The organism is Yinghuangia seranimata, assembly GCF_029953285.1.
In the GTDB taxonomy this organism is placed as follows: Bacteria; Actinomycetota; Actinomycetes; order Streptomycetales; family Streptomycetaceae; genus Yinghuangia; species Yinghuangia seranimata.
This window is the reverse complement of sequence record NZ_JASAOI010000048.1, coordinates 44796-62966: the sequence shown is the minus strand read 5'-3', so window position 1 is coordinate 62966 and position 18171 is coordinate 44796. Positions and strand designations below refer to the sequence as shown.

The 18171-nt window shown below is 72.1% G+C and carries 16 protein-coding genes; 12 read left to right on the top strand and 4 right to left on the bottom strand.

The genetic code is table 11. The features are described 5' to 3' along the window. Window positions 1–71 precede the first annotated feature (71 nt). From QI554_RS29460 to QI554_RS29440, 5 genes are all read left to right on the top strand, one after another. Window positions 72–329, top strand: a complete 258-nt coding sequence (locus QI554_RS29460; protein ID WP_281474063.1) for a hypothetical protein — start codon at window positions 72–74, stop codon at window positions 327–329. Between the two features lie 27 nt (window positions 330–356). Further along, on the top strand, window positions 357–1613 hold the full coding sequence (locus QI554_RS29455) for a hypothetical protein (protein WP_281474061.1): 1257 nt from the start codon (window positions 357–359) through the stop codon (window positions 1611–1613). Between the two features lie 25 nt (window positions 1614–1638). Continuing rightward, window positions 1639–2379 carry a hypothetical protein gene (locus tag QI554_RS29450; protein WP_281474059.1) on the top strand — a complete coding sequence of 247 codons (741 nt, stop codon included), beginning with the start codon at window positions 1639–1641 and terminating at the stop codon, window positions 2377–2379. A 46-nt stretch (window positions 2380–2425) separates the two neighbouring features. Next, window positions 2426–3010 carry a hypothetical protein gene (locus QI554_RS29445; RefSeq protein WP_281474056.1) on the top strand — a complete coding sequence of 195 codons (585 nt, stop codon included), beginning with the start codon at window positions 2426–2428 and terminating at the stop codon, window positions 3008–3010. A gap of 74 nt (window positions 3011–3084) precedes the next feature. Beyond that, complete coding sequence (locus QI554_RS29440; protein ID WP_281474055.1) at window positions 3085–3849, top strand: class I SAM-dependent methyltransferase; 765 nt, start codon at window positions 3085–3087, stop codon at window positions 3847–3849. Window positions 3850–3876: 27 nt separating this feature from the next. Here QI554_RS29440 and QI554_RS29435 read toward each other — a convergent pair whose 3' ends face one another. Beyond that, window positions 3877–4710 (bottom strand): enoyl-CoA hydratase/isomerase family protein, encoded by an 834-nt coding sequence (locus QI554_RS29435; RefSeq protein ID WP_281474052.1) that lies wholly within the window; start codon window positions 4708–4710, stop codon window positions 3877–3879. A 106-nt stretch (window positions 4711–4816) separates the two neighbouring features. On the opposite strand from QI554_RS29435, the gene QI554_RS29430 reads away from it, so the two are divergent. From QI554_RS29430 to surE, 5 genes are all read left to right on the top strand, one after another. After that, a complete protein-coding gene (locus tag QI554_RS29430) occupies window positions 4817–5767 on the top strand; it encodes a TIGR03619 family F420-dependent LLM class oxidoreductase (protein ID WP_281474050.1) in 951 nt (316 codons plus the stop codon). 216 nt (window positions 5768–5983) lie between these two features. Then, window positions 5984–7726, top strand: coding sequence for an N-acyl-D-amino-acid deacylase family protein (locus QI554_RS29425; protein WP_281474048.1), 1743 nt, complete (start codon window positions 5984–5986; stop codon window positions 7724–7726). Window positions 7727–7965: 239 nt separating this feature from the next. Next, on the top strand, window positions 7966–10521 hold the full coding sequence (locus tag QI554_RS29420) for a bifunctional FO biosynthesis protein CofGH (protein WP_425528075.1): 2556 nt from the start codon (window positions 7966–7968) through the stop codon (window positions 10519–10521). 196 nt (window positions 10522–10717) lie between these two features. After that, a complete protein-coding gene (locus QI554_RS29415) occupies window positions 10718–11818 on the top strand; it encodes an ADP-ribosylglycohydrolase family protein (protein ID WP_281474044.1) in 1101 nt (366 codons plus the stop codon). 310 nt (window positions 11819–12128) lie between these two features. After that, window positions 12129–13103: a 5'/3'-nucleotidase SurE gene (gene surE / locus QI554_RS29410; protein ID WP_281474042.1), complete on the top strand. Its 975-nt coding sequence runs from the start codon at window positions 12129–12131 to the stop codon at window positions 13101–13103. A gap of 192 nt (window positions 13104–13295) precedes the next feature. On the opposite strand, the gene QI554_RS29405 is transcribed toward surE, so the two are convergent. Then, entirely contained in the window at window positions 13296–14042 is a 747-nt protein-coding gene (locus QI554_RS29405; RefSeq protein WP_281474040.1) for an acyltransferase, read from the bottom strand. 216 nt (window positions 14043–14258) lie between these two features. Between QI554_RS29405 and QI554_RS29400 the strand changes: the two genes are divergently transcribed. After that, window positions 14259–15302, top strand: coding sequence for a zinc-binding dehydrogenase (locus tag QI554_RS29400; RefSeq protein ID WP_281474038.1), 1044 nt, complete (start codon window positions 14259–14261; stop codon window positions 15300–15302). Between the two features lie 3 nt (window positions 15303–15305). On the opposite strand, the gene QI554_RS29395 is transcribed toward QI554_RS29400, so the two are convergent. After that, a complete protein-coding gene (locus QI554_RS29395; RefSeq protein WP_281474124.1) occupies window positions 15306–16889 on the bottom strand; it encodes a putative PEP-binding protein in 1584 nt (527 codons plus the stop codon). Between the two features lie 183 nt (window positions 16890–17072). Here QI554_RS29395 and QI554_RS29390 point away from each other — a divergent pair, with 183 nt between their 5' ends. Further along, window positions 17073–17456: a hypothetical protein gene (locus tag QI554_RS29390; RefSeq protein ID WP_281474036.1), complete on the top strand. Its 384-nt coding sequence runs from the start codon at window positions 17073–17075 to the stop codon at window positions 17454–17456. 59 nt (window positions 17457–17515) lie between these two features. Here QI554_RS29390 and dhaL read toward each other — a convergent pair whose 3' ends face one another. Next, window positions 17516–18157, bottom strand: a complete 642-nt coding sequence (gene dhaL, locus QI554_RS29385; RefSeq protein WP_281474034.1) for a dihydroxyacetone kinase subunit DhaL — start codon at window positions 18155–18157, stop codon at window positions 17516–17518. Window positions 18158–18171: the final 14 nt, after the last annotated feature.

Genomic DNA, 18171 nt, shown 5'->3' with positions numbered 1-18171 from the left:
ATGGCAGCTCACGGGGGTGAAGCCACATGGGAAGTCCGTCGTTTCGCGTCGATGTGGAAACGCTGCGGGGCATGATCAACAAACTGCACACCGCAGAGAACGACATGCGCGAGGGCCTGGAGGCCATGCACTCCACCGGCGGTGCGGACAACGTCGGGACGAAGAAGCTCGACGACACCTGCAACGACTTCTACAAGCACTGGCAGTACGGGCTCGACCAGATCCACAAGGACATCGAGGACACCCTCAAGGGCCTCGAGGAAGTGGTGAAGGCGTACTCCGAGACCGATAAGACGCTCGCCACGCTGTTCCCGATGCCGGGCCAGTAGCGACAACCACCACGGGGAGTTCGAAGCATGGCACCGTCCAACTATCCGAACCTCGGGTTCAACCCCGCGCGCGGGAACGTCGACACCATCGGGCACATGGTCGATGTGCTCACCAAGGCGCAGAAGGCGCTCGAGGACGCGGGCACCACCGTGCGCGGCGTGGCCGCGGCCGACAGCCAGATGTGGCAGGGCGACGCGGCGACCAAGTTCCGCGGCCAGCTGTCCGACAAGCTGCCGGGCAAGCTCGACAAGGCGCGTGAGTCCATAGGCCAGGCCATCACGGCCCTGTCCGGCTGGAAGGGCGACCTGACCGGCTTCCAGTCCGACGCGACGAAGCTGGACGGCGAGGCGAAGACCGCAAAGGACAAGCTCGACAAGGCCGGGCACGCGTCGGCCGACGCCCGCGGCAACCCGGACCTGGCGCTGGCCGGCACCAAGGCGAACACCGACGCCGAGCTGAGCAACCTGCAGACCCGGTACAACAACGCGCAGGCGGCGGTCGCGCAGGCGGACCAGGACGTCAAGGCCGCGAAGGACGAGTACGACTCGGTCGTCCGGCGCGCGCACGAGCTCGAGACGCGGCACGAGGACGACGCCAAGTCGGTGTCCGCGAAGCTCGACACGGCCGACAACATCGCGCCGTCCAAGCCGCACAAGAGCTTCTGGTCCAAGGTCGGCGACGCGCTCGGCTCCGCGGTCCACTGGATGGCCGACTGGAAGCACATCGGCGACGTCCTGGCCTGGGCGGCGGCCGGTGTGGCGCTCGTCGCGCTGACCGTGTCGACGGCCGGTGTCGGCACCGTTCTCCTCGCGGGTGCCCTCAGCGCCGGCGCGCTCGGCGCCCACCTGATGGACCCGGCCACGCGGAAGGCCGCGTTCAGCGGTGATCCGGGCGCGATCGCGACGCTTGCGGGCGACGCGATCGGCATGATCCCGATGGCCGGCCCGCTGGCGCGTGCCGCGAGCGGCGCGGTCAAGGCAGGCGTCCACGCGCCCGCCGCGCTCGGCGCCCTCGGCAAGGCCGGGACCGCGGCGTCGACGTTCGGCACCAACCTGGCCAAGGTGCCGACCCGCATGACCCCGCTGCTGAAGGGCACGCCGAGCGTGTTCGGCAAGGTCACGGGCGGCATCGGCGTCGTGTCCTCCGGCCACGACGTGCTCAACGACCTGGGCATGCCGAGCCTGATCCCCGGCGACGCGAAGGCTGCCGTCGACGGCGGCACGGCCGCGGCCGGCGCGGGCAGCGCGTACGCGATCATCAAGAACGTCCTCCGTGTCGGCTGACCTCGGAGCCGGAGTGGAGGTGCACATGGAAGCGCCGACGGAAGCCGCGGTGCGGCCGACGATCCCCGTCGAGGTGACGGCGGATGAGCTCAGGAACGCCCCGTGGGAAGGCGTCGCCTTCGGCGCGCTGCCGGGCTTCCTGAGCATCGACATCGACATGGACTTCGAGGAGTTCGCGGCCGTCGTCATCGACATGGGGCGCGACCTCGAGATGCACGAGCGCGCGGCGTGGGCCGACCAGGCGTACGCCGCGATGCTCGCGATCGAGGAGGTCCGCAACGCGAACGGCAGCTACCTGGCGGTCGGCGTCCACACGCTGGACGACGGCACGCTGGCCACGGCGTCGGTGACGCTGACGGCGGTACCCACCGGCGTGCCGGGGGAGTTGGTCCTGCGCGGCATCGGGCGGATCTTCGACGCCCGGCTCGGCGAGGCCGACGAACTCGACGTCGCGGAGGGCACCGCGGTGATCGCCGACGGCGTGCTGAAGGTCGAGCCGGTGCCGGGCACACCCGCGTCGCTCGTCGACAAGGAGGGGCTGGTCTCGCTCCGGCAGATCCAGATAGCGATACCGCACCCGGACGACGAGTACGCGGCGCTGTGGTCGCTGAGCACGACGTGCCTGGAGGCGGGGGACTTCTACCGAGGGCTGCTCGAATACGCGGCGTACACCACCGTGTTCGGCCCTGGGCTGAAAGCGGAAGCGGCGGTACCGCCTCCGCCGGAGGGCAGCGTCGTCGCCAACATCGCCAACGTGCTCGGCTAGGGTCCGTCGTCAGGTCGCGCCGCACGTCGCGCCGTCAGGAGGAGACATGGGTTCGGCGTCCGCATCGCGCCCCGTCGGTGCCGTGGCATGGGACGACGCGGAGGTCCGCCGCATCGTCGAGACACCGCAACGCCTCATGCTGCGCAAGCGGTTCATCCTGTGGGGCGCGATCGGCGCGGCCTTCGTGGTGCTCGCCGCGGTGCTGGCGGAACCGCGGTACCTCATCGGCGAGGTGCTCGTCGTGGCGGGCGCGTGGATGTTCATCGGGGCCGAGAACCGGCCGTACGCGCGGATGCGGCGGGTCCTGCGGCACTACCCGTTCGAGGAGGTCGCCATCCGCATGGACCGCGAACCCCGTCCGTACACCTCGCGGCGGATGGTCCTCCTCGACGGCCAGGGGCAGGACGCCGGGTCGCTCTTCACCCGCGTCCCGGTGTCCGCACTCGAACCGGACGGCCCGGACCCGAGCACCGAGCCGCGCACCGTCCTGTTCGCCGGCGACGGCCGCTTCGCCGGCGTCGCGATGCTCCCGGGCGGGTCGGCCATGACCTTGTACGAACGCTCCGGCGAACGCCCCCGCCTCGGCACCTCCGAAGCCGACCGCCTCGCGAAGGCGGCGGGCCTCCGCTGACCCACCCTTGAGTTCCCTGAGGGAACCTCTCCATGTTAAGTTCCCCGAGGGAACCGTGGAGAGGGGACTCCGTCATGGCCGCGACACCGCGCATCGAACTCGACACCACCGACCCGCACGCGATCGACGGCCGCCACATCCGGGCCCTCGCCTTCCAGGACGTCAGACTCGCCTACCTGCGCGAGCTCCTCACCCGCCTCGACATCGCCCCGTCGGGCCGCAACGCCCTCGTCGTCGGCAACGGCCACGGCCCCCTCGCCGACTCACTGGCCGGCCTCGGCTTCGAAACCACCGCCGTCGACCCCTCACCCGCGGCAGTCGAACTGGCCGCAACCGCAAGCAAATCCCGCGCCACGACGGTCACCCACACCGTCGCGACCGCCGAGGAACTCCCCCTCGAACCAGACGCCTTCGGCTTGGTGCACCTGGCCGACACCCTCGAAGTCACCGAGAATCCAGCCCGCGTGATCGCCGAAGCCGCCCGCGTCCTCGCCCCCGGCGGCGTCCTGACCTACGACACGGTCAACCGCACCTGGCTCGCCAAACTGATCTACCTGGGCGCCTTCCAACGCTTCCGCGCCACCCGGATCATGCCCCCGACCCGCTACTCCGCCGCCCGCCTCCGCCCCCCGACCGAACTCGCCGCGTTGTTCACCACCCACGGCCTGACCCCAGGCGACGTCCGCGGCTTCAAGCCCCGCAGCCCCCTGAAACTCGTCACCGCCACCCGCAGCCGCGTCAAGGGCCGCATCACCGACGAACAGATCCCGCCCCTGGTCGACTTCGAAACCAAGGGCGCCCCCCTGGTGACGTACTTCGGCTACGCCCTCGGCACGTAGTCGGCGACAACCGGTCGGCGTGAGTTGCTACTTGCCCTCGAAGCCAGGCGTCCGCTTGGCGGCCTTGGCGGTGTAGCCCTCGGTTATGTCTTCGGAGGCGAGGGTGACGGCGGCGGTGAGGGCGGTTTGGGCCAGGGCGGTGTCCAGGGCGGCGTCGGCGTAGGAGTCGATGCTGCGTTTGATGCCCTGGACGGCGAGGGGGGCGTTGGCGGCTATCTGGTCGGCTATTTCGCGGGCGGTCTTGTCGAGGTCGTCGCGGGGGACGACCAGCTGGACCAGGTTGAGGCGTTCGGCGGTCGGGGCGTCGATGCGGCGGCCGGTCAGGGCGAGGTACTTGGCCCAGCCGGCGCCGGCCTCGCGGGCGATGCGCATGTCGCCGCCGGCGTCGACGGCCACGCCGAGCTGGGCCTCGGGCAGGGCGAAGACCGCGTCGTCGGCGGCGACGCGGATGTCGGCGAGGAGGGCGAGCTCGAAGCCGAAGCCGAGGGCGTACCCCTGCACCGAGGCGACGACCGGCTGGGGGAGGCGGGCGAAGGCGCGGAAGCGTTCGTGGACCCAGCGCAGGCCCTCGTAGTAGTTGCGGGTGCGCTCGGCGCCGGAGCGGCCGGTGATGTTGCCGCCGGGCGCGGTGACGTCGATGCCGGCGCAGAAGGCGCGGCCTTCGGCGCGGAGGAGGACGACCCGGATGGCCGGGTCGAAGCGGATCCGGTCGGCCATCACGCCGAGCTGCCGGCTGGACTCCCAGCTCCACCCGTTCAGCTTCTCGGGGCGACAGAGCGTGAGCACGCCGACACCGTCCTCGACGTGCAGTCGCATCCGCTCCTGGCCCGGCTCGATCGTCGGATCGGTGGTGTTGATCACGTGCCTGTCCCCCTCGGTCCGGCCCGATCGGTCTTGTCTGACGGTGTGTTAGATCGGAGTATGTGACCCGTCTGCAGATGACACAAGGTGAGACAAGGGAGTCCCCATGGCCGCGATCCTGACCCCCGGCGTACTGCACTACGGCATGCAGCTGCCGATCCAGTCGCAGAGCAAGCTGTACGCCGAGGCGTGGGAGGAGAACGCGACCCCCGACGACCTGGCCGCCGTCGCGCAGGCGTGCGACCGGGGCGGCTTCGCCTACATCGCGGTCTGTGACCACACCGCGATTCCGCGCAGCCACGCCGGGATGATGGGCACCGAGTGGTGGGACACCATGACCACCCTCGGCTGGCTCGCAGGCATCACCGAGAACGTGCGCCTCGTCAGCCACGTGGCGATCCTGGCGTACCGCCACCCGCTGATGACCGCGAAGGCGTTCGCGACCCTCGACGTCATCTCGAAGGGCCGCGCGATCATCGGCGCCGGCGCCGGACACGTCGAGGCCGAGTTCGAGATGTTCGGCCTCGACTTCAAGGACCGCGGCCCCGCGCTCAACGAGTCGCTGGAGCTGCTCGACCTCGCGCTCCGCGAGGAGTTCGTCAGCTACGAGGGCAAGCGCTTCACCGTCAAGGACATGGGCCAGCGCCCGCGCCCGGTGCAGGGCCCGCGCCCGCCGATCTGGATCGGCGGCTCGGCCGGCGCCGCGCTCAAGCGGGTCGCCAAGTACGCCGACGGCTGGCTCCCGCAGGGCAGCCCGCGCTCGACGTTCCCCGACCAGGTCGCCGAGCTGCGCCGGCTGCGCGAGGAGTGCGGCCGCGCGGACGAGCCGATGGACATCGGCGCGATCACCGAGATGCTCTACGTCGGCACGCCCGACTGGGAGGTCGGCGAGCACACGCTGTCGGGCAGCCCGGAGAAGATCGCCGAGTCGCTGCGCTGGTACGGCGAGCAGGGCGCCAACCAGATCCAGATCCGCTTCCGCAACCGCACGCTGCAGGAGCTGCTCGACCAGATCGAGGCGTTCTCGACGCAGGTCGCACCGCTGCTGAACAAGTAGCCGACGCCCGCAAAAGGGCAGGTCGACACGTGGCGGGCAGGGCCCGAGGCCTGGTTAGGCATGCCTAAGGTGAGTTTCAACTCACGGCCTCGGGCCCCTCGCCAATCGAGGGATCTGACGTACCATCAGGAAATCGCGGTTCGATGCCCCCGTCACCGCGGGAAACACCAGCACCGCCAGGCATCGCAGGCATCTGAGCAGTAGGGAGCCCGGGTCATGCTCGACCACCTCATCACCGGAGCCACCGTCGTCGACGGAACGGGAGCGCCCTCATTCCGGGGTGACGTGGGCATCCGGGACGGCCGTATCGTCGCGGTCGGCCCGGCCGGCAGCATCACCGAGGACGCCGCGACCACGGAGGACGCCACCGGCCTCGTCCTGGCCCCCGGCTTCGTCGACCCGCACACGCACTACGACGCCCAGCTGCACTGGGACGCGTACGCGACCCCGTCCGCCAACCACGGCGTGACCACGATCGTCGGCGGCAACTGCGGCTTCACCCTCGCCCCGCTCAAGGCCGAGGACGCCGACTACACGCGCCGCATGATGGCCAAGGTCGAGGGCATGGCGCTGCCCGCCCTCGAGACCGGCATCGACTGGAGCTGGGAGACCTTCGCCGAGTTCCTCGACAAGCTCGACGGCAGCATCGGCGTCAACGCCGCCTTCATGGCCGGCCACTGCGCCATCCGCCGCTACGTGATGGGCCCGGACTCGGTCGGCAAGGAGGCCACGCCCGAGCAGATCGCGGCGATGGTCGCCGAGCTGAAGAAGGCGATGGAGGCCGGCGCGCTGGGCTTCTCCACCGGCCGCGCCAGCCACACCGACGGCGACGGCAAGCCGGTCCCGTCGCGGCACGCGACCCCCGAAGAGGTCCTGGCGCTGTGCGCCGAGGTCGGCCGCCACGAGGGCACCCAGCTCGAGGTCATCGTCGCGGGCTGCAACGACGAGTTCAGCGACGAGGAGATCGAGCTCCTCACGCAGATGACCGTCACCGCCGGGCGTCCCATGAACTGGAACGTGCTGACCGTCGACTCCGCCGCGCCGACCCGCGTCCCGCGGCAGATCTACGCGTCGGAGAAGGCCGCCGAGGCGGGCGGCAAGATCGTCATCCTCACGCTGCCGGTGCTGGTGCCGATGAACATGTCGCTGCTGACCTACTGCGCGCTCAACCTCATGCCGGGCGAGTGGGGCCCGACGCTGGCGCTGCCGGTCGCCGAGCGCATCGAGAAGCTGCGCGACAAGGAGCTCCAGGCCCGCCTGGTCGCCGCCGCCACGAGCCCCGAGGCGGGCGTCTTCCGCCGCCTGTCGGACTTCGGCCGCTACGTCATCGGCGACGTCTACTCCGAGGCCAACGCGGGCCTGTCGGGCCGCCAGGTCGCGGACATCGCCAAGGAGCGCGGCCAGGACGACTTCGAGACGCTCGTCGAGATCTGCGCCAACGACGACCTGCGCACCGTGCTGTGGCCGATGCCGACCGACAACGACCAGGCCTCGTGGGACCTGCGCCAGGAGACCTGGACGAACGAGCACGTCATCCTCGGCGGTTCGGACGCGGGCGCGCACCTCGACCGCATGTGCGGCGCCACGTACACCACCCGCTTCCTGGGCGACACGCTGCGCGGCCGCAAGCTGGTCTCGCTGGAGCGCGCGGTGCAGATGCTGACGTCCGACCCGGCCAAGCTGTTCGGCCTCAAGGACCGCGGCTCGATCACCGAGGGCAACTACGCCGACCTGGTGCTGTTCGACCCGGAGACGGTCAACTCCGGCCCGGCGCGCCTGATGCACGACCTGCCCGGCGACAGCCCGCGCCTGACCGCCGAGTCGGAGGGCATCGTGTCGGTCCGCGTCAACGGCGTCGAGACGATCCGCGACGGCCAGACGGTCGGCGCGCTGGCCGGCCGCATCCTGCGGTCTGGCAAGGACACCTACACGGTGACGCCGGAGTCCGTCAGCTTCTGACCCTGTCGCGGTACTCCGCGACACGTCCGAACATCCCGAGGCCGGGCCGGAATCTCCGGTCCGGCCTCGGTGTTTCCCGTGCGGTACTCGGCCGGCACGTGATGTGCGACACGAGTGCAGGAACCTTTCCGGGGGCCCGCCTACAGTTGGTCCGTTCGGGACCAAATCTCCCGGAACCACCGGTCACACAGCACGACAGCGAGGGGTGTCGCATGACCCAGACTCCTACCGAAAACGCGATGCGGCGCGCGCTGCGCCGTGCCCGTGACGGGGTCATGCTGGACGCCGCCGAAGCCGAGGTGCTGCTGCACGCCAAGGGCGCCGACCTCGACGACCTGTGCGCGTCCGCCGCACGCGTCCGCGACGCGGGCCTGGACGCGGTCGGCCGCGCCGGGGTGATCACCTACTCCCGCAAAGTGTTCATTCCGCTGACCCGGTTGTGTCGTGACAAGTGCCACTACTGCACGTTCGTGACCGTCCCCGGCAAGCTCAAGCGCGACGGCCACAGCCTGTTCCTCACCCCCGACGAGGTCCTCAAGATCGCCCGCGAGGGCGCCGCGATGGGCTGCAAAGAGGCCCTGTTCACGCTCGGCGACCGCCCCGAGGACCGCTGGCCCGAGGCCCGCGAGTGGCTGGACGCGCACGGCTACGACGACACGCTCTCGTACGTCCGCGCCATGTCCATCCGCGTCCTGGAGGAGACCGGCCTCCTCCCGCACCTGAACCCGGGCGTGCTGTCCTGGACCGACTTCCAGCGCCTCAAGCCGGTCAGCCCGTCGATGGGCATGATGCTGGAGACCACCGCGACCCGCCTCTGGTCGGAGCCCGGCGGCCCGCACCACGGCTCGCCCGACAAGGAGCCGGCCGTCCGGCTGCGCGTCCTGGAGGACGCCGGCCGCTCGAACGTGCCGTTCACCACCGGCATCCTGATCGGCATCGGCGAGACGATGGCCGAGCGCGCCGAGTCCGTGTTCGCGATGCGCCGGATCCACCGCCAGTACGGCGGCGTCCAGGAGGTCATCGTCCAGAACTTCCGCGCCAAGCCGGACACGGCGATGCGCTCGGTCGCGGACGCCGACCTGCAGGAGCTGGCCGCCGCGATCGCCGTCACGCGCATCGTGCTCGGGCCGAAGGCGCGCGTGCAGGCGCCGCCGAACCTCGTGGGCGAAGAGTTCGCGCTGATGATCCGCGCGGGCATCGACGACTGGGGCGGCGTCTCGCCGCTCACCCCCGACCACGTCAACCCCGAGCGCCCGTGGCCGCACATCGACGAACTCGCCGAGCGCACCTCGGCGTCCGGCTTCACGCTGCGCGAACGCCTCACGATCTACCCGGAGTTCATCCGCCGCGGCGAGCCGTGGATCGACCCGCGGGTGCTGCCGCACGTGCGGGCGCTGAGCGACGCCGACGGCATGGCGCTGGAGGGCGTCAACCCCGAGGGCCGGCCCTGGCAGGAGCCCGAGGACCTGTTCGCCGCCGCCAGCGGGCGCACCGACCTGCACGTCACGATCGACACGACGGGCCGCACGGCCGACCGCCGCGACGACTTCGACGAGGTGTACGGCGACTGGGAGGAGCTGCGCGGCCAGGCCGCGTACGGCAGGGACGGCGCCGCCGCGCCGGTGCGGCTCGACGGCGACGTGAAGGCCGCGCTCGCGCAGGCCGCCGCCGACCCGACGCTGCTGACCGACGACCAGGCCCTCGCGCTGTTCCACTCCGACGGCCCCGCGCTCGACGAACTCGCGCGCATCGCCGACGACTTGCGGCGCGACACGGTGGGCGACGAGATCACGTACATCGTCAACCGGAACATCAACTTCACCAACGTCTGCTACACCGGCTGCCGGTTCTGCGCGTTCGCGCAGCGCCGCACCGACGCCGACGCGTACACCCTCTCGCTCGAGCAGGTCGGCGAACGCGCCGAGCAGGCCTGGGCGGTCGGCGCCACCGAGGTGTGCATGCAGGGCGGTATCCACCCGGACCTGCCCGGCACCGCGTACTTCGACATCGCGCGCGAGGTGAAGAAGCGCGTGCCGGACATGCACGTGCACGCGTTCTCGCCGATGGAGGTCGTCAACGGCGCGACCCGCACCGGGATGTCGATCCGCGAGTGGCTGATCGCCGCCAAGGAGGCCGGACTCGACACGATCCCCGGCACCGCGGCGGAGATCCTCGACGACGACGTGCGGTGGATCCTCACCAAGGGCAAGCTCCCGGCCGCGACATGGGTGGAGGTCGTCACCACCGCGCACGAGGTGGGCATCCGGTCGAGCTCGACGATGATGTACGGGCACGTGGACACCCCCGCGCACTGGCTGGCGCACCTGCGGCTGCTCGGCCGCATCCAGGACCAGACGGGCGGCTTCACGGAGTTCGTGACGCTGCCGTTCGTGCACACCAACGCGCCGGTGTACCTGGCGGGCATCGCCCGCCCGGGTCCGACGCTGCGCGACAACCGCGCGGTGCACGCGATGGCGCGCATCCTGCTGCACGGCAAGATCTCCAACATCCAGACCAGCTGGGTCAAGCTCGGCGTCGAGGGCACCAACCTGATGCTGCAGGGCGGCGCCAACGACATGGGCGGCACGCTGATGGAGGAGACCATCTCCCGCATGGCCGGCGCGGACAACGGGTCGCGCAAGTCGATCGCCGAACTGGAGTCGATGGCGGCCTCGCTCGGCCGCCGCGCCCGGCAGCGCACGACGACGTACGGCGAGGTCAGCGCGGAGCGGCAGGAGGTCGCGCGGCGGCACGACGCCGAGGTCGAGAAGATCATGCTGCCGATCCTGGGCTGACGCGCGACCGACCGCACCGTCGGTCCGAAGGGCTTCCGGCGAAGCGGAATCTGACTGAACGTCAGTTCCAGGACGTCAGTTGCCCGGCACTGGGTACGCTGCCGCAGACTGTGCGTGACGCATCAGGACGGACGGGGGCGGGCCGCCGGAGGGGAGCCGGAGGCCCGCGCCCGGAACGCGACGGGGAGGAACACCCATGGCCGCACTGTGGTCCAGGGAGCGGCAGCAGGACTTCCGCAGCCGGGTCAGGGGCTGTCTGCTCGGCGGGGCGGTCGGTGACGCGCTGGGCGCGGGCATCGAGTTCCTCGCGCTGGACGAGATCCGGGCCCAGCACGGCGCGGAAGGCGTGACCGGGTACGTCACGGCGTACCACCGGCGCGGCGCGATCACCGACGACACGCAGATGACGCTGTTCACCGTCGAGGGCCTCATACGCGCGCACGTGCGCCGCGACGAGGGCACATGGCACCCGCCGACCGACGTGCACCGCGCGTACCTGCGCTGGAAGGCCACCCAGAGCGAGTGGGGCCCCGACGAACGCCGCGACGAGGGCTGGCTGGTGCGCGAGGAGTGGCTCTACAGCTCGCGTGCCCCTGGGCACGCCTGCCTGCGCGGGCTCGACGACGACGTGATGGGCACCCTCGACAAGCCGAAGAACGCCGACTCCAAGGGCTGCGGCGCGGTGATGCGCTCCGCGCCGTTCGGCATGCTGGTCGGCTGGAGTCCCGAGCTGGTCTTCCAACTCGCCCTCGAGTGCGCCGTCCTGACGCATGGTCATCCGACCGGCTACCTGTCCGCCGGGGTGTTCGCGGTGGTGGTGCACGCCGTGATGCAGGGCGCGACCGTCGAGGCCGGTGTGCGCGAAGCCCTCGAACTGGCGTCCGCGCACGAGGGGCACGAGGAGACCGTCGCCGCGGTCGAGGCGGCGCTGCGCATGGTGCGCGGCGGGACGCCGGACTCGGGCCGCGTCGAGGAGCTCGGGCAGGGCTGGACCGCCGAGGAGGCGCTGTCGATCGGCCTGTACTGCGCGTTGGTCGCGCCGGACGTGCGCAGCGGCCTGCTCCTGGCCGTCAACCACTCCGGCGACAGCGACTCCACCGGCTCGATCTGCGGCAACCTGCTGGGCGCGATGCACGGCGAGACCGCGCTGCCCGCCGATTTGGTCGCCGAACTGGAGGGCCGCGGCACGCTGTTGCAGCTCGCCGACGACTTCTCGATGGAGATGACGCAGTCCGCCGCGCTGCACAGCACGGAAGGTCCGCCGACGCACTGGGCCAAGCGCTACCCGGCGGCCTGACCGCGCGGCCGTACCGCCGGTCGTACCACCGGTCGTACCACCGGTCGTACCACCGGTCGTCCCGACCGTCGCATCACCCGTCACACCGCTCCGACGGGGTACCGCAACAGGCCGTTTGCCGGACCGCGCGGCGCGACTCTTGAAATGTCCGCGAACCCGGCTTATTTTCGCTGCCCAGCGGTCGACACGTGTCTCGGTGTCGGCCCGCACGGGGAAGTCAGCACGCGCTCATACCCGCGCTCCCGTACCGTCCACCGGGTGCCGCCGCACGTCTTCGGCAACTCACCTCTTCCTCATGGAGGCCCGAGCGATGGCACGGAACGGCACGACACCCCTTCCCGGCTCCCGGCCCAGACGCGGCCGACTCCTGACCGCCTTCGTGGTCTGCGCAACGGTGTTCGGCCTCGCGGCGCCCGCCGCGAGCGCCGCGGACGCGGCCCCGCCCGCGCCGCGCCGGCTCAACATCCTGATCAGCAACGACGACGGCTACCAGTTCCCGTTCATCCGCGCGCTGCAGGGCGCGCTCAAGGCGGCCGGCCACAACGCGGTGATCGTCGCGCCGGACACCGACCAGTCGGGCAAGGGCACCGGCATCAACGCCAAGCCGGGCGCGGTGTTCAAGGCCTTCGAGGCACAGCCCGGCATCTGGTCGGTCGAGGGCACCCCCGCCGACGCGGTCGGCTTCGGCCTCGCGCAGGTGTTCGCGTCCGGCAAGCCCGACCTGGTGATCTCGGGCATCAACGCGGGCCAGAACGTCGGCTCGACGACCAACCACTCCGGCACCGTCGGCGCCGCGATCACCGCGGCGGAGAAGGGTGTTCCGTCCATCGCGGTGAGCGCCGAGTACGACCCGACCTCGCCGACCAACCCGTTCCCGGAGCTCCCGCAGGCCGTCGGCTTCACCGTGAAGCTGGTCGAGAAGCTGATCGCGACCGCGCCGAACAGCGGCAAGGTGCTCCCGGACCACTCGACGGTCAACGTCAACTACCCGGCGCACCCGACCGGCAAGGTCGCCTTCACCAACGTCGGCCGCGCCGAGGCGGTGCAGGCCACGTACGTGCCGGCGCCCGACCAGTGCCCGACCTGCTACCGCATCGCGCTCGGCCTGAACCCCGACCCGAGCGAGCCGGTCGGCAACGCCGACACCACGGCGCTCAACAACGGCAGCGTCTCGCTGTCGCTGCTGGACGGCGACTGGACGACGCCCGCTTGGGCGCTCGGCCAGATCGTCTCGATCATGGACAACCTGAGTCTGCGGCTGCGGCTCAACGGGCTGACCGCGTAGGAGAGTTCCGTCGGCGGGACAGCGCCGGCGGAACGGGGGAACGACGGGGAGACGGGGAACGGGGGAGCGGGGGACGACCGACGGGGGGACGACCACCGGTGCCGGGGACCGGTGCTGGTATGCCGGGGGCGGCAGCACGCACACCTGCCGCCCCCGGTACGCCCCGCGGGCCGGGATCGGCCCCGCGTCGGTTCAGTCCCCGGCGCTCTTCTCGTACTCGTCGATCAGCGCCAGCAGTTGCTCGTGGGTGACGCCTTCCGGGATCCCCACGGGCACGCTGCGCAGCGGGGGATCCCAGCCGGTGGCCGGGTCGTACCGGCGCACGACCTTCGCCGGTACGCCGGCCACCACGCTGTGGTCCGGGACCGTGCCCCGGACCACCGACCCGGCGGCCACCACGACGTTCCGGCCGAGCCGGGCGCCGGGGAGGATGATCGCCCCTGCGCCGATCCAGCTGCCCGAACCGATCTCGACGGGGTCGTTGACCGGCCACTGGCGGCCGATGGGCTGGTCGGGGTCGGCGTAGCTGTGGTTCTGGTCGGTGATGTAGACGTACGGACCGGTCCACACGTCGTCGCCGATGCTGATCGAGTGGTGGCCGACGATGTGGCTGCCGCGGCCGATCGTGCAGCGGTCGCCGATCGTGACGATCGGTCGGCGGCCGAGGTCGTGTCCGGGCGCGAGCCCCGCGGAGAGGCTGACGTGGTCGCCTATGCCGCATTCGGCGCCGATGCGGATCCAGCGCTCGCCGAAGATCGTGCCGACCGGGAACATGAGCTTCGAGCCGGCGCCCAGCGCGCCGAAGTCGTAGCGGCCGGGGCGCTCGGGGGTGACCGCGGCGGCCCGGCAGGCCGCGTCCCAGCCCCGGTGCAGGGTGCGCGAGACTGCCCGCCCGACGGCGGCGCGGCCGCGGTCGCGCAGGGTGGGAACGATCGCCATACCTTCCACGCTAGCGAGATCGACTCGTGCCGCGACCGGACGTGGGACGAAGCTCACGCCGCCGCGCTGCCATCCGCACGGACAGTGGGTTACATTCACGGACGGCAACCCTGTAACAGTGTTACTGGCGCGGATCCGCACACAGCGGGCCACCGCGTCGGCAGGAACAGGCCCGGGCCCCACGCGGGCGCCACCCCGAGAATCACGGAGCAGCCGATGCGCGCCGTCGTCATCAACGGAACCCGCGACGTCACCGTCGAGAAGGTCGACGACCCGGTGCTGAGCGGGCCCGACGGCGCGATCGTCCAGGTCACCGCGAGCGCCCTGTGCGGCTCCGACCTGCACTTCTACGAAGGCGACTTCGCCGTCAGCGGACTGCGCCCCGGGCACGAGGTCGTCGGCACCGTCGTGGAGACCGGCTCCGCGGTGACACGTGTGAAGGCCGGCGACCGCGTGCTGGTGTCGCCGGTGTTCGGCTGCGGCAAGTGCGCCGGCTGCCTGGCCGGCAACGGCATCGACTGCACCGGCGGCGGGCTGCGCGTCCTCGGCTCCGGACCCGACCTGCCCGGCGGGCACGCCGAGGCGGTCGAGATCCCGGTCGCCGACATGGCGCTGCTGCCCATCCCGGAGGACATCTCCGTCGACAACGCGGTGCTGCTCACCGACGCGCTGCCCACCGGCTGGACCGCCGCCACCCGCGCCGACATCCGCCCCGGCGCGACCGTCCTGGTGATCGGCCTCGGCCCCGTCGGCCTGTACGCGCTGCAGTCGGCGCAGGTGCTCGGCGCCGGACGGGTGCTGGCCGCCGACCGCGTACCCGAACGGCTCGCGATGGCCGAGGCGCTCGGCGCCGAGCCGATCGACGCGTCCAAGGGCGACATCGTCCAGCAGGTGCTGGCCGCCACCGGCGGACTCGGCGCCGACGCCGTCATCGAAGCGGTCGGCCACGACGCGACGCTCACCGCGGCCCTCAACGCCGTGCGGACCTCGCACACCGTCTCCGTGGTCGGCGTCAACGCCAACTTCGCGTTCCCGATCGCCGCGCCACTGCTGCTCATCCGCAACGTCACCGTGCGGTTCACGACGGCGCCGGTCGCGGCGACCTGGTCCGAGCTGATCCCGCTCATCCGGTACGGGCGGCTCAAGCCCGTCGACGTGTTCACCCACCGGCTCGGCCTGTCCGAGGCGGCACGCGGCTACGAGGTGTTCGCGGACCGCACCGAGGGCTGCCTCAAGGTGCTGTTCGACCCGACGCGCTGACGCTCACGGGGCCGCGTCGGACGCCAGCAGGGTGCGCACCAGCTCCTGACAGTGCGTCCGGTCCAACGCGCGCACCTGGTCGCGCACCCCGTCCAGTGCCGGGGGCGCGACCGACAGCGTGTCCACACCCAGACCGACCAGCAGTGGCAGCACCTTCGGATCGGCCGCCGCGACTCCGCACACCGATACGCTCCGGCCGAACCCGGCCGCCTTCGCCACCACCTTGCGCAGCGCCCGCAGCACCACCGGACGTGCCGTCAGGTCCGGGGTCAGCGCCGGGTCGTGGCGGGACCGGCCGAGCAGGGCCGCGGTCAGGTCGTTCGTCCCCAACGAGAGGAAGTCGGCCCCGGCGGCGAGCGGTTCGGCGTCGGCGACCGCGCCCGGCGACTCGACCATCGCCCCGAGCGGCGGATGCGGGACGCCGAGCCGCCGGCACACCTCGGCCAGCAGATGGCGGCAACGGGCGAAGTCCGTCGCGTCGCGCACCATCGGCACGAGCAACCGCACGTCCCGACCGGCCTTCGCGGCAGCGGCCAGCACGCCGGCGAACTGCGTGCGCAGCACGGCGTCCGAGCGGTCCGCGTCGGGCGGCATCGCGGCGAGGAACGGCGGGCGTTTGTCGCCCGCGAAGTCGAACGTCCGCACCACGACGACGCCGTCGGGGCCGTCGCGCAGCAGCGGGACGAGCACCGCCTCGTGCTCGTCGGCGTCCGGCCAGTGGTCCGCGGCCAGGAACGGCAGCTCCGTGCGGAGCAGTCCGACGCCCTCCGCCCCCGATGCCCGGGCCGCGACCGCCTCGCGATAGCCGCCGACGTTCGCGAGCACGACGATCCGGTGCCCGTCCCGCGTATGCGTCGGCCGCACCGGCCGCGCCGGGGCCGGGGTGTCCGACAGGTCCGGGACCACGTCGCCGACCGCCGGATCGACGACCACCCGGCCGCGGTCGCCGTCCACGAGCACCCGCCGCCCCTCGGCGGCCCGCAACGCGTCGGCGTCCGCGCCCAGCACCAACGGCATGCCCAACGCCCGAGCGACGACCGCGAGATGCCCGGTCGGCCCGCCGCGCGCGGACACGGCGGCGACCGGCCCGCGCCCCGTCATGAGCACATCCGCGGCCGCCAACTCCTCCCCGACCAGCACCACATCGACGCCCCGCACCAACGGCCGCGACCCACCCCGCAACCACGCCGCGGCCCGCCGCCCGATCTGCCGCACATCGGCCGCCCGGTCCGCGAACAACGGATCCCCGAGCGCCACGAGCGCATCGGCATGCCGGTTGGCCGCCGCAACGACCGCCTCCCCGACGGAAAGCCCGCCGCCGACGAACTCGGCGGCCAGCCCCCGCAACGAGGGGTCTTCGGCGATCAACGCCCCGACCTCGACAATGTCCGCCTGGTCGGGGCGCCCTTCGCCACGCAGCCGCTCGGCGACCCCGTACAGCTCATCGGCAACGGCCTGAAACGCCGCCCCCACGTCGTGCGGTTCGCCTCCGGCGCGGGACGGTTCCAGCCGGTCGACGGACACAACCCGCCCGACCGCGACACCGGGAGAGGCCCCGACCCCGTCGAGGACGAGCGAGGCCGAGATCCCGGCGGATGCGCCGGCCTCGTGCGACCGAGGGGCACCAGGCGACGAGTCGCTGCGCGACGGTCCGCCGGCGGCGTGATCCGACGCGTCTCCTTGGCGCGCGGAACGGTTGCCCGACATCGCACGATCGCCGGCCGCAGCCCCGCCATCACGCGACGGCTGCCGGGTCGGCGCGGTGTCGGCGTGGTTTCGATGCTGTGCGGGTGCCTCGCCAGGGCGCTCGTTCCCTGCCTCCCCGCCGTCGGTCGCCGGCTCGCCGCGACGGTCACGCTGCGCATGCTCGGCCGACTCGCCGTGGTTGCGGTTCAGGGCCTCGTCCGGGCGCTCCCTCGCCTCCCCGCCGCCGGTCGCGGGCTCGCCCAAGGGCTCGCCGCGACGGTCATGCTGTGCACGCGGGCCATCCCGCTCGGCGAATTCGGCGCTGTGCTCCTCCGGCCCGCGGAGGTCGTGCTCGTCGGACGCCGACTGCTCGGCCGACTCGGCGCGGCCGCGGTCCAGGGCCTTGTCCGGGCGCTCTCTCGCCTCCCCGCCGGAGGCGGGAGCGTGCGCGGAGGTCTGGCGAGGTGAACCCGCGTGTGGCTTTCGGTGGTTGTCGGCCGTCGGCTCCCCGTCAGCGGGCTCGTCGGTCATGCGTGGTCCGAGGTCAGGGCGTCGGCCAGCGCGCGGAAGATCAACGCCGTCGACGTCGCTCCCGGGTCCTGGTGGCCGATGCTGCGTTCGCCCAGGTAGGACGCGCGGCCTTTGCGGGCGCGTAGTGGGGTGGTTGCTCGCATGCCCGCTTCGGCGGCGTCGGCGGCGAGGAGGGCGGCCTGGCTCAGGTCGTCCGTGGCGGCTGACTGCAACGCCGTGACGGCTGGGGCGAAGGCGTCGACCATGGTCTTGTCGCCGACGGCCGCGCCGCCGAGGCGGCAGAGGGCGTCGAGGCCGGCCTGGAGTGCCGCGGCGAGGGCGGCGGTGTCGGCGTCGGGGCCGGGCAGGGCCTTGCCCGCGGCGCGCAGCGCGGTGCCGTACAGCGGGCCCGAGGCGCCGCCCACGCTGGAGATCAGGGCTCCGCCGACGTCGACCAGGAACGCGCCCGGTTCCTGGCCCGCCGCCGCCGAGCGTTCGGCGGCCAGCGCGGCGGTGGAGAAGCCTCGCCGGAGGTTCGCGCCGTGGTCGCCGTCGCCGATCGCCGTGTCCAGTTCCGTCAGCTCGGCCTCGTGCGCGGTGATCGCGTCCGCCGCTGCGCGAATCCACGACAGTGCCGTCGTGGTGTCCAGTCGTCCCACGGTCCTGCTCCCAG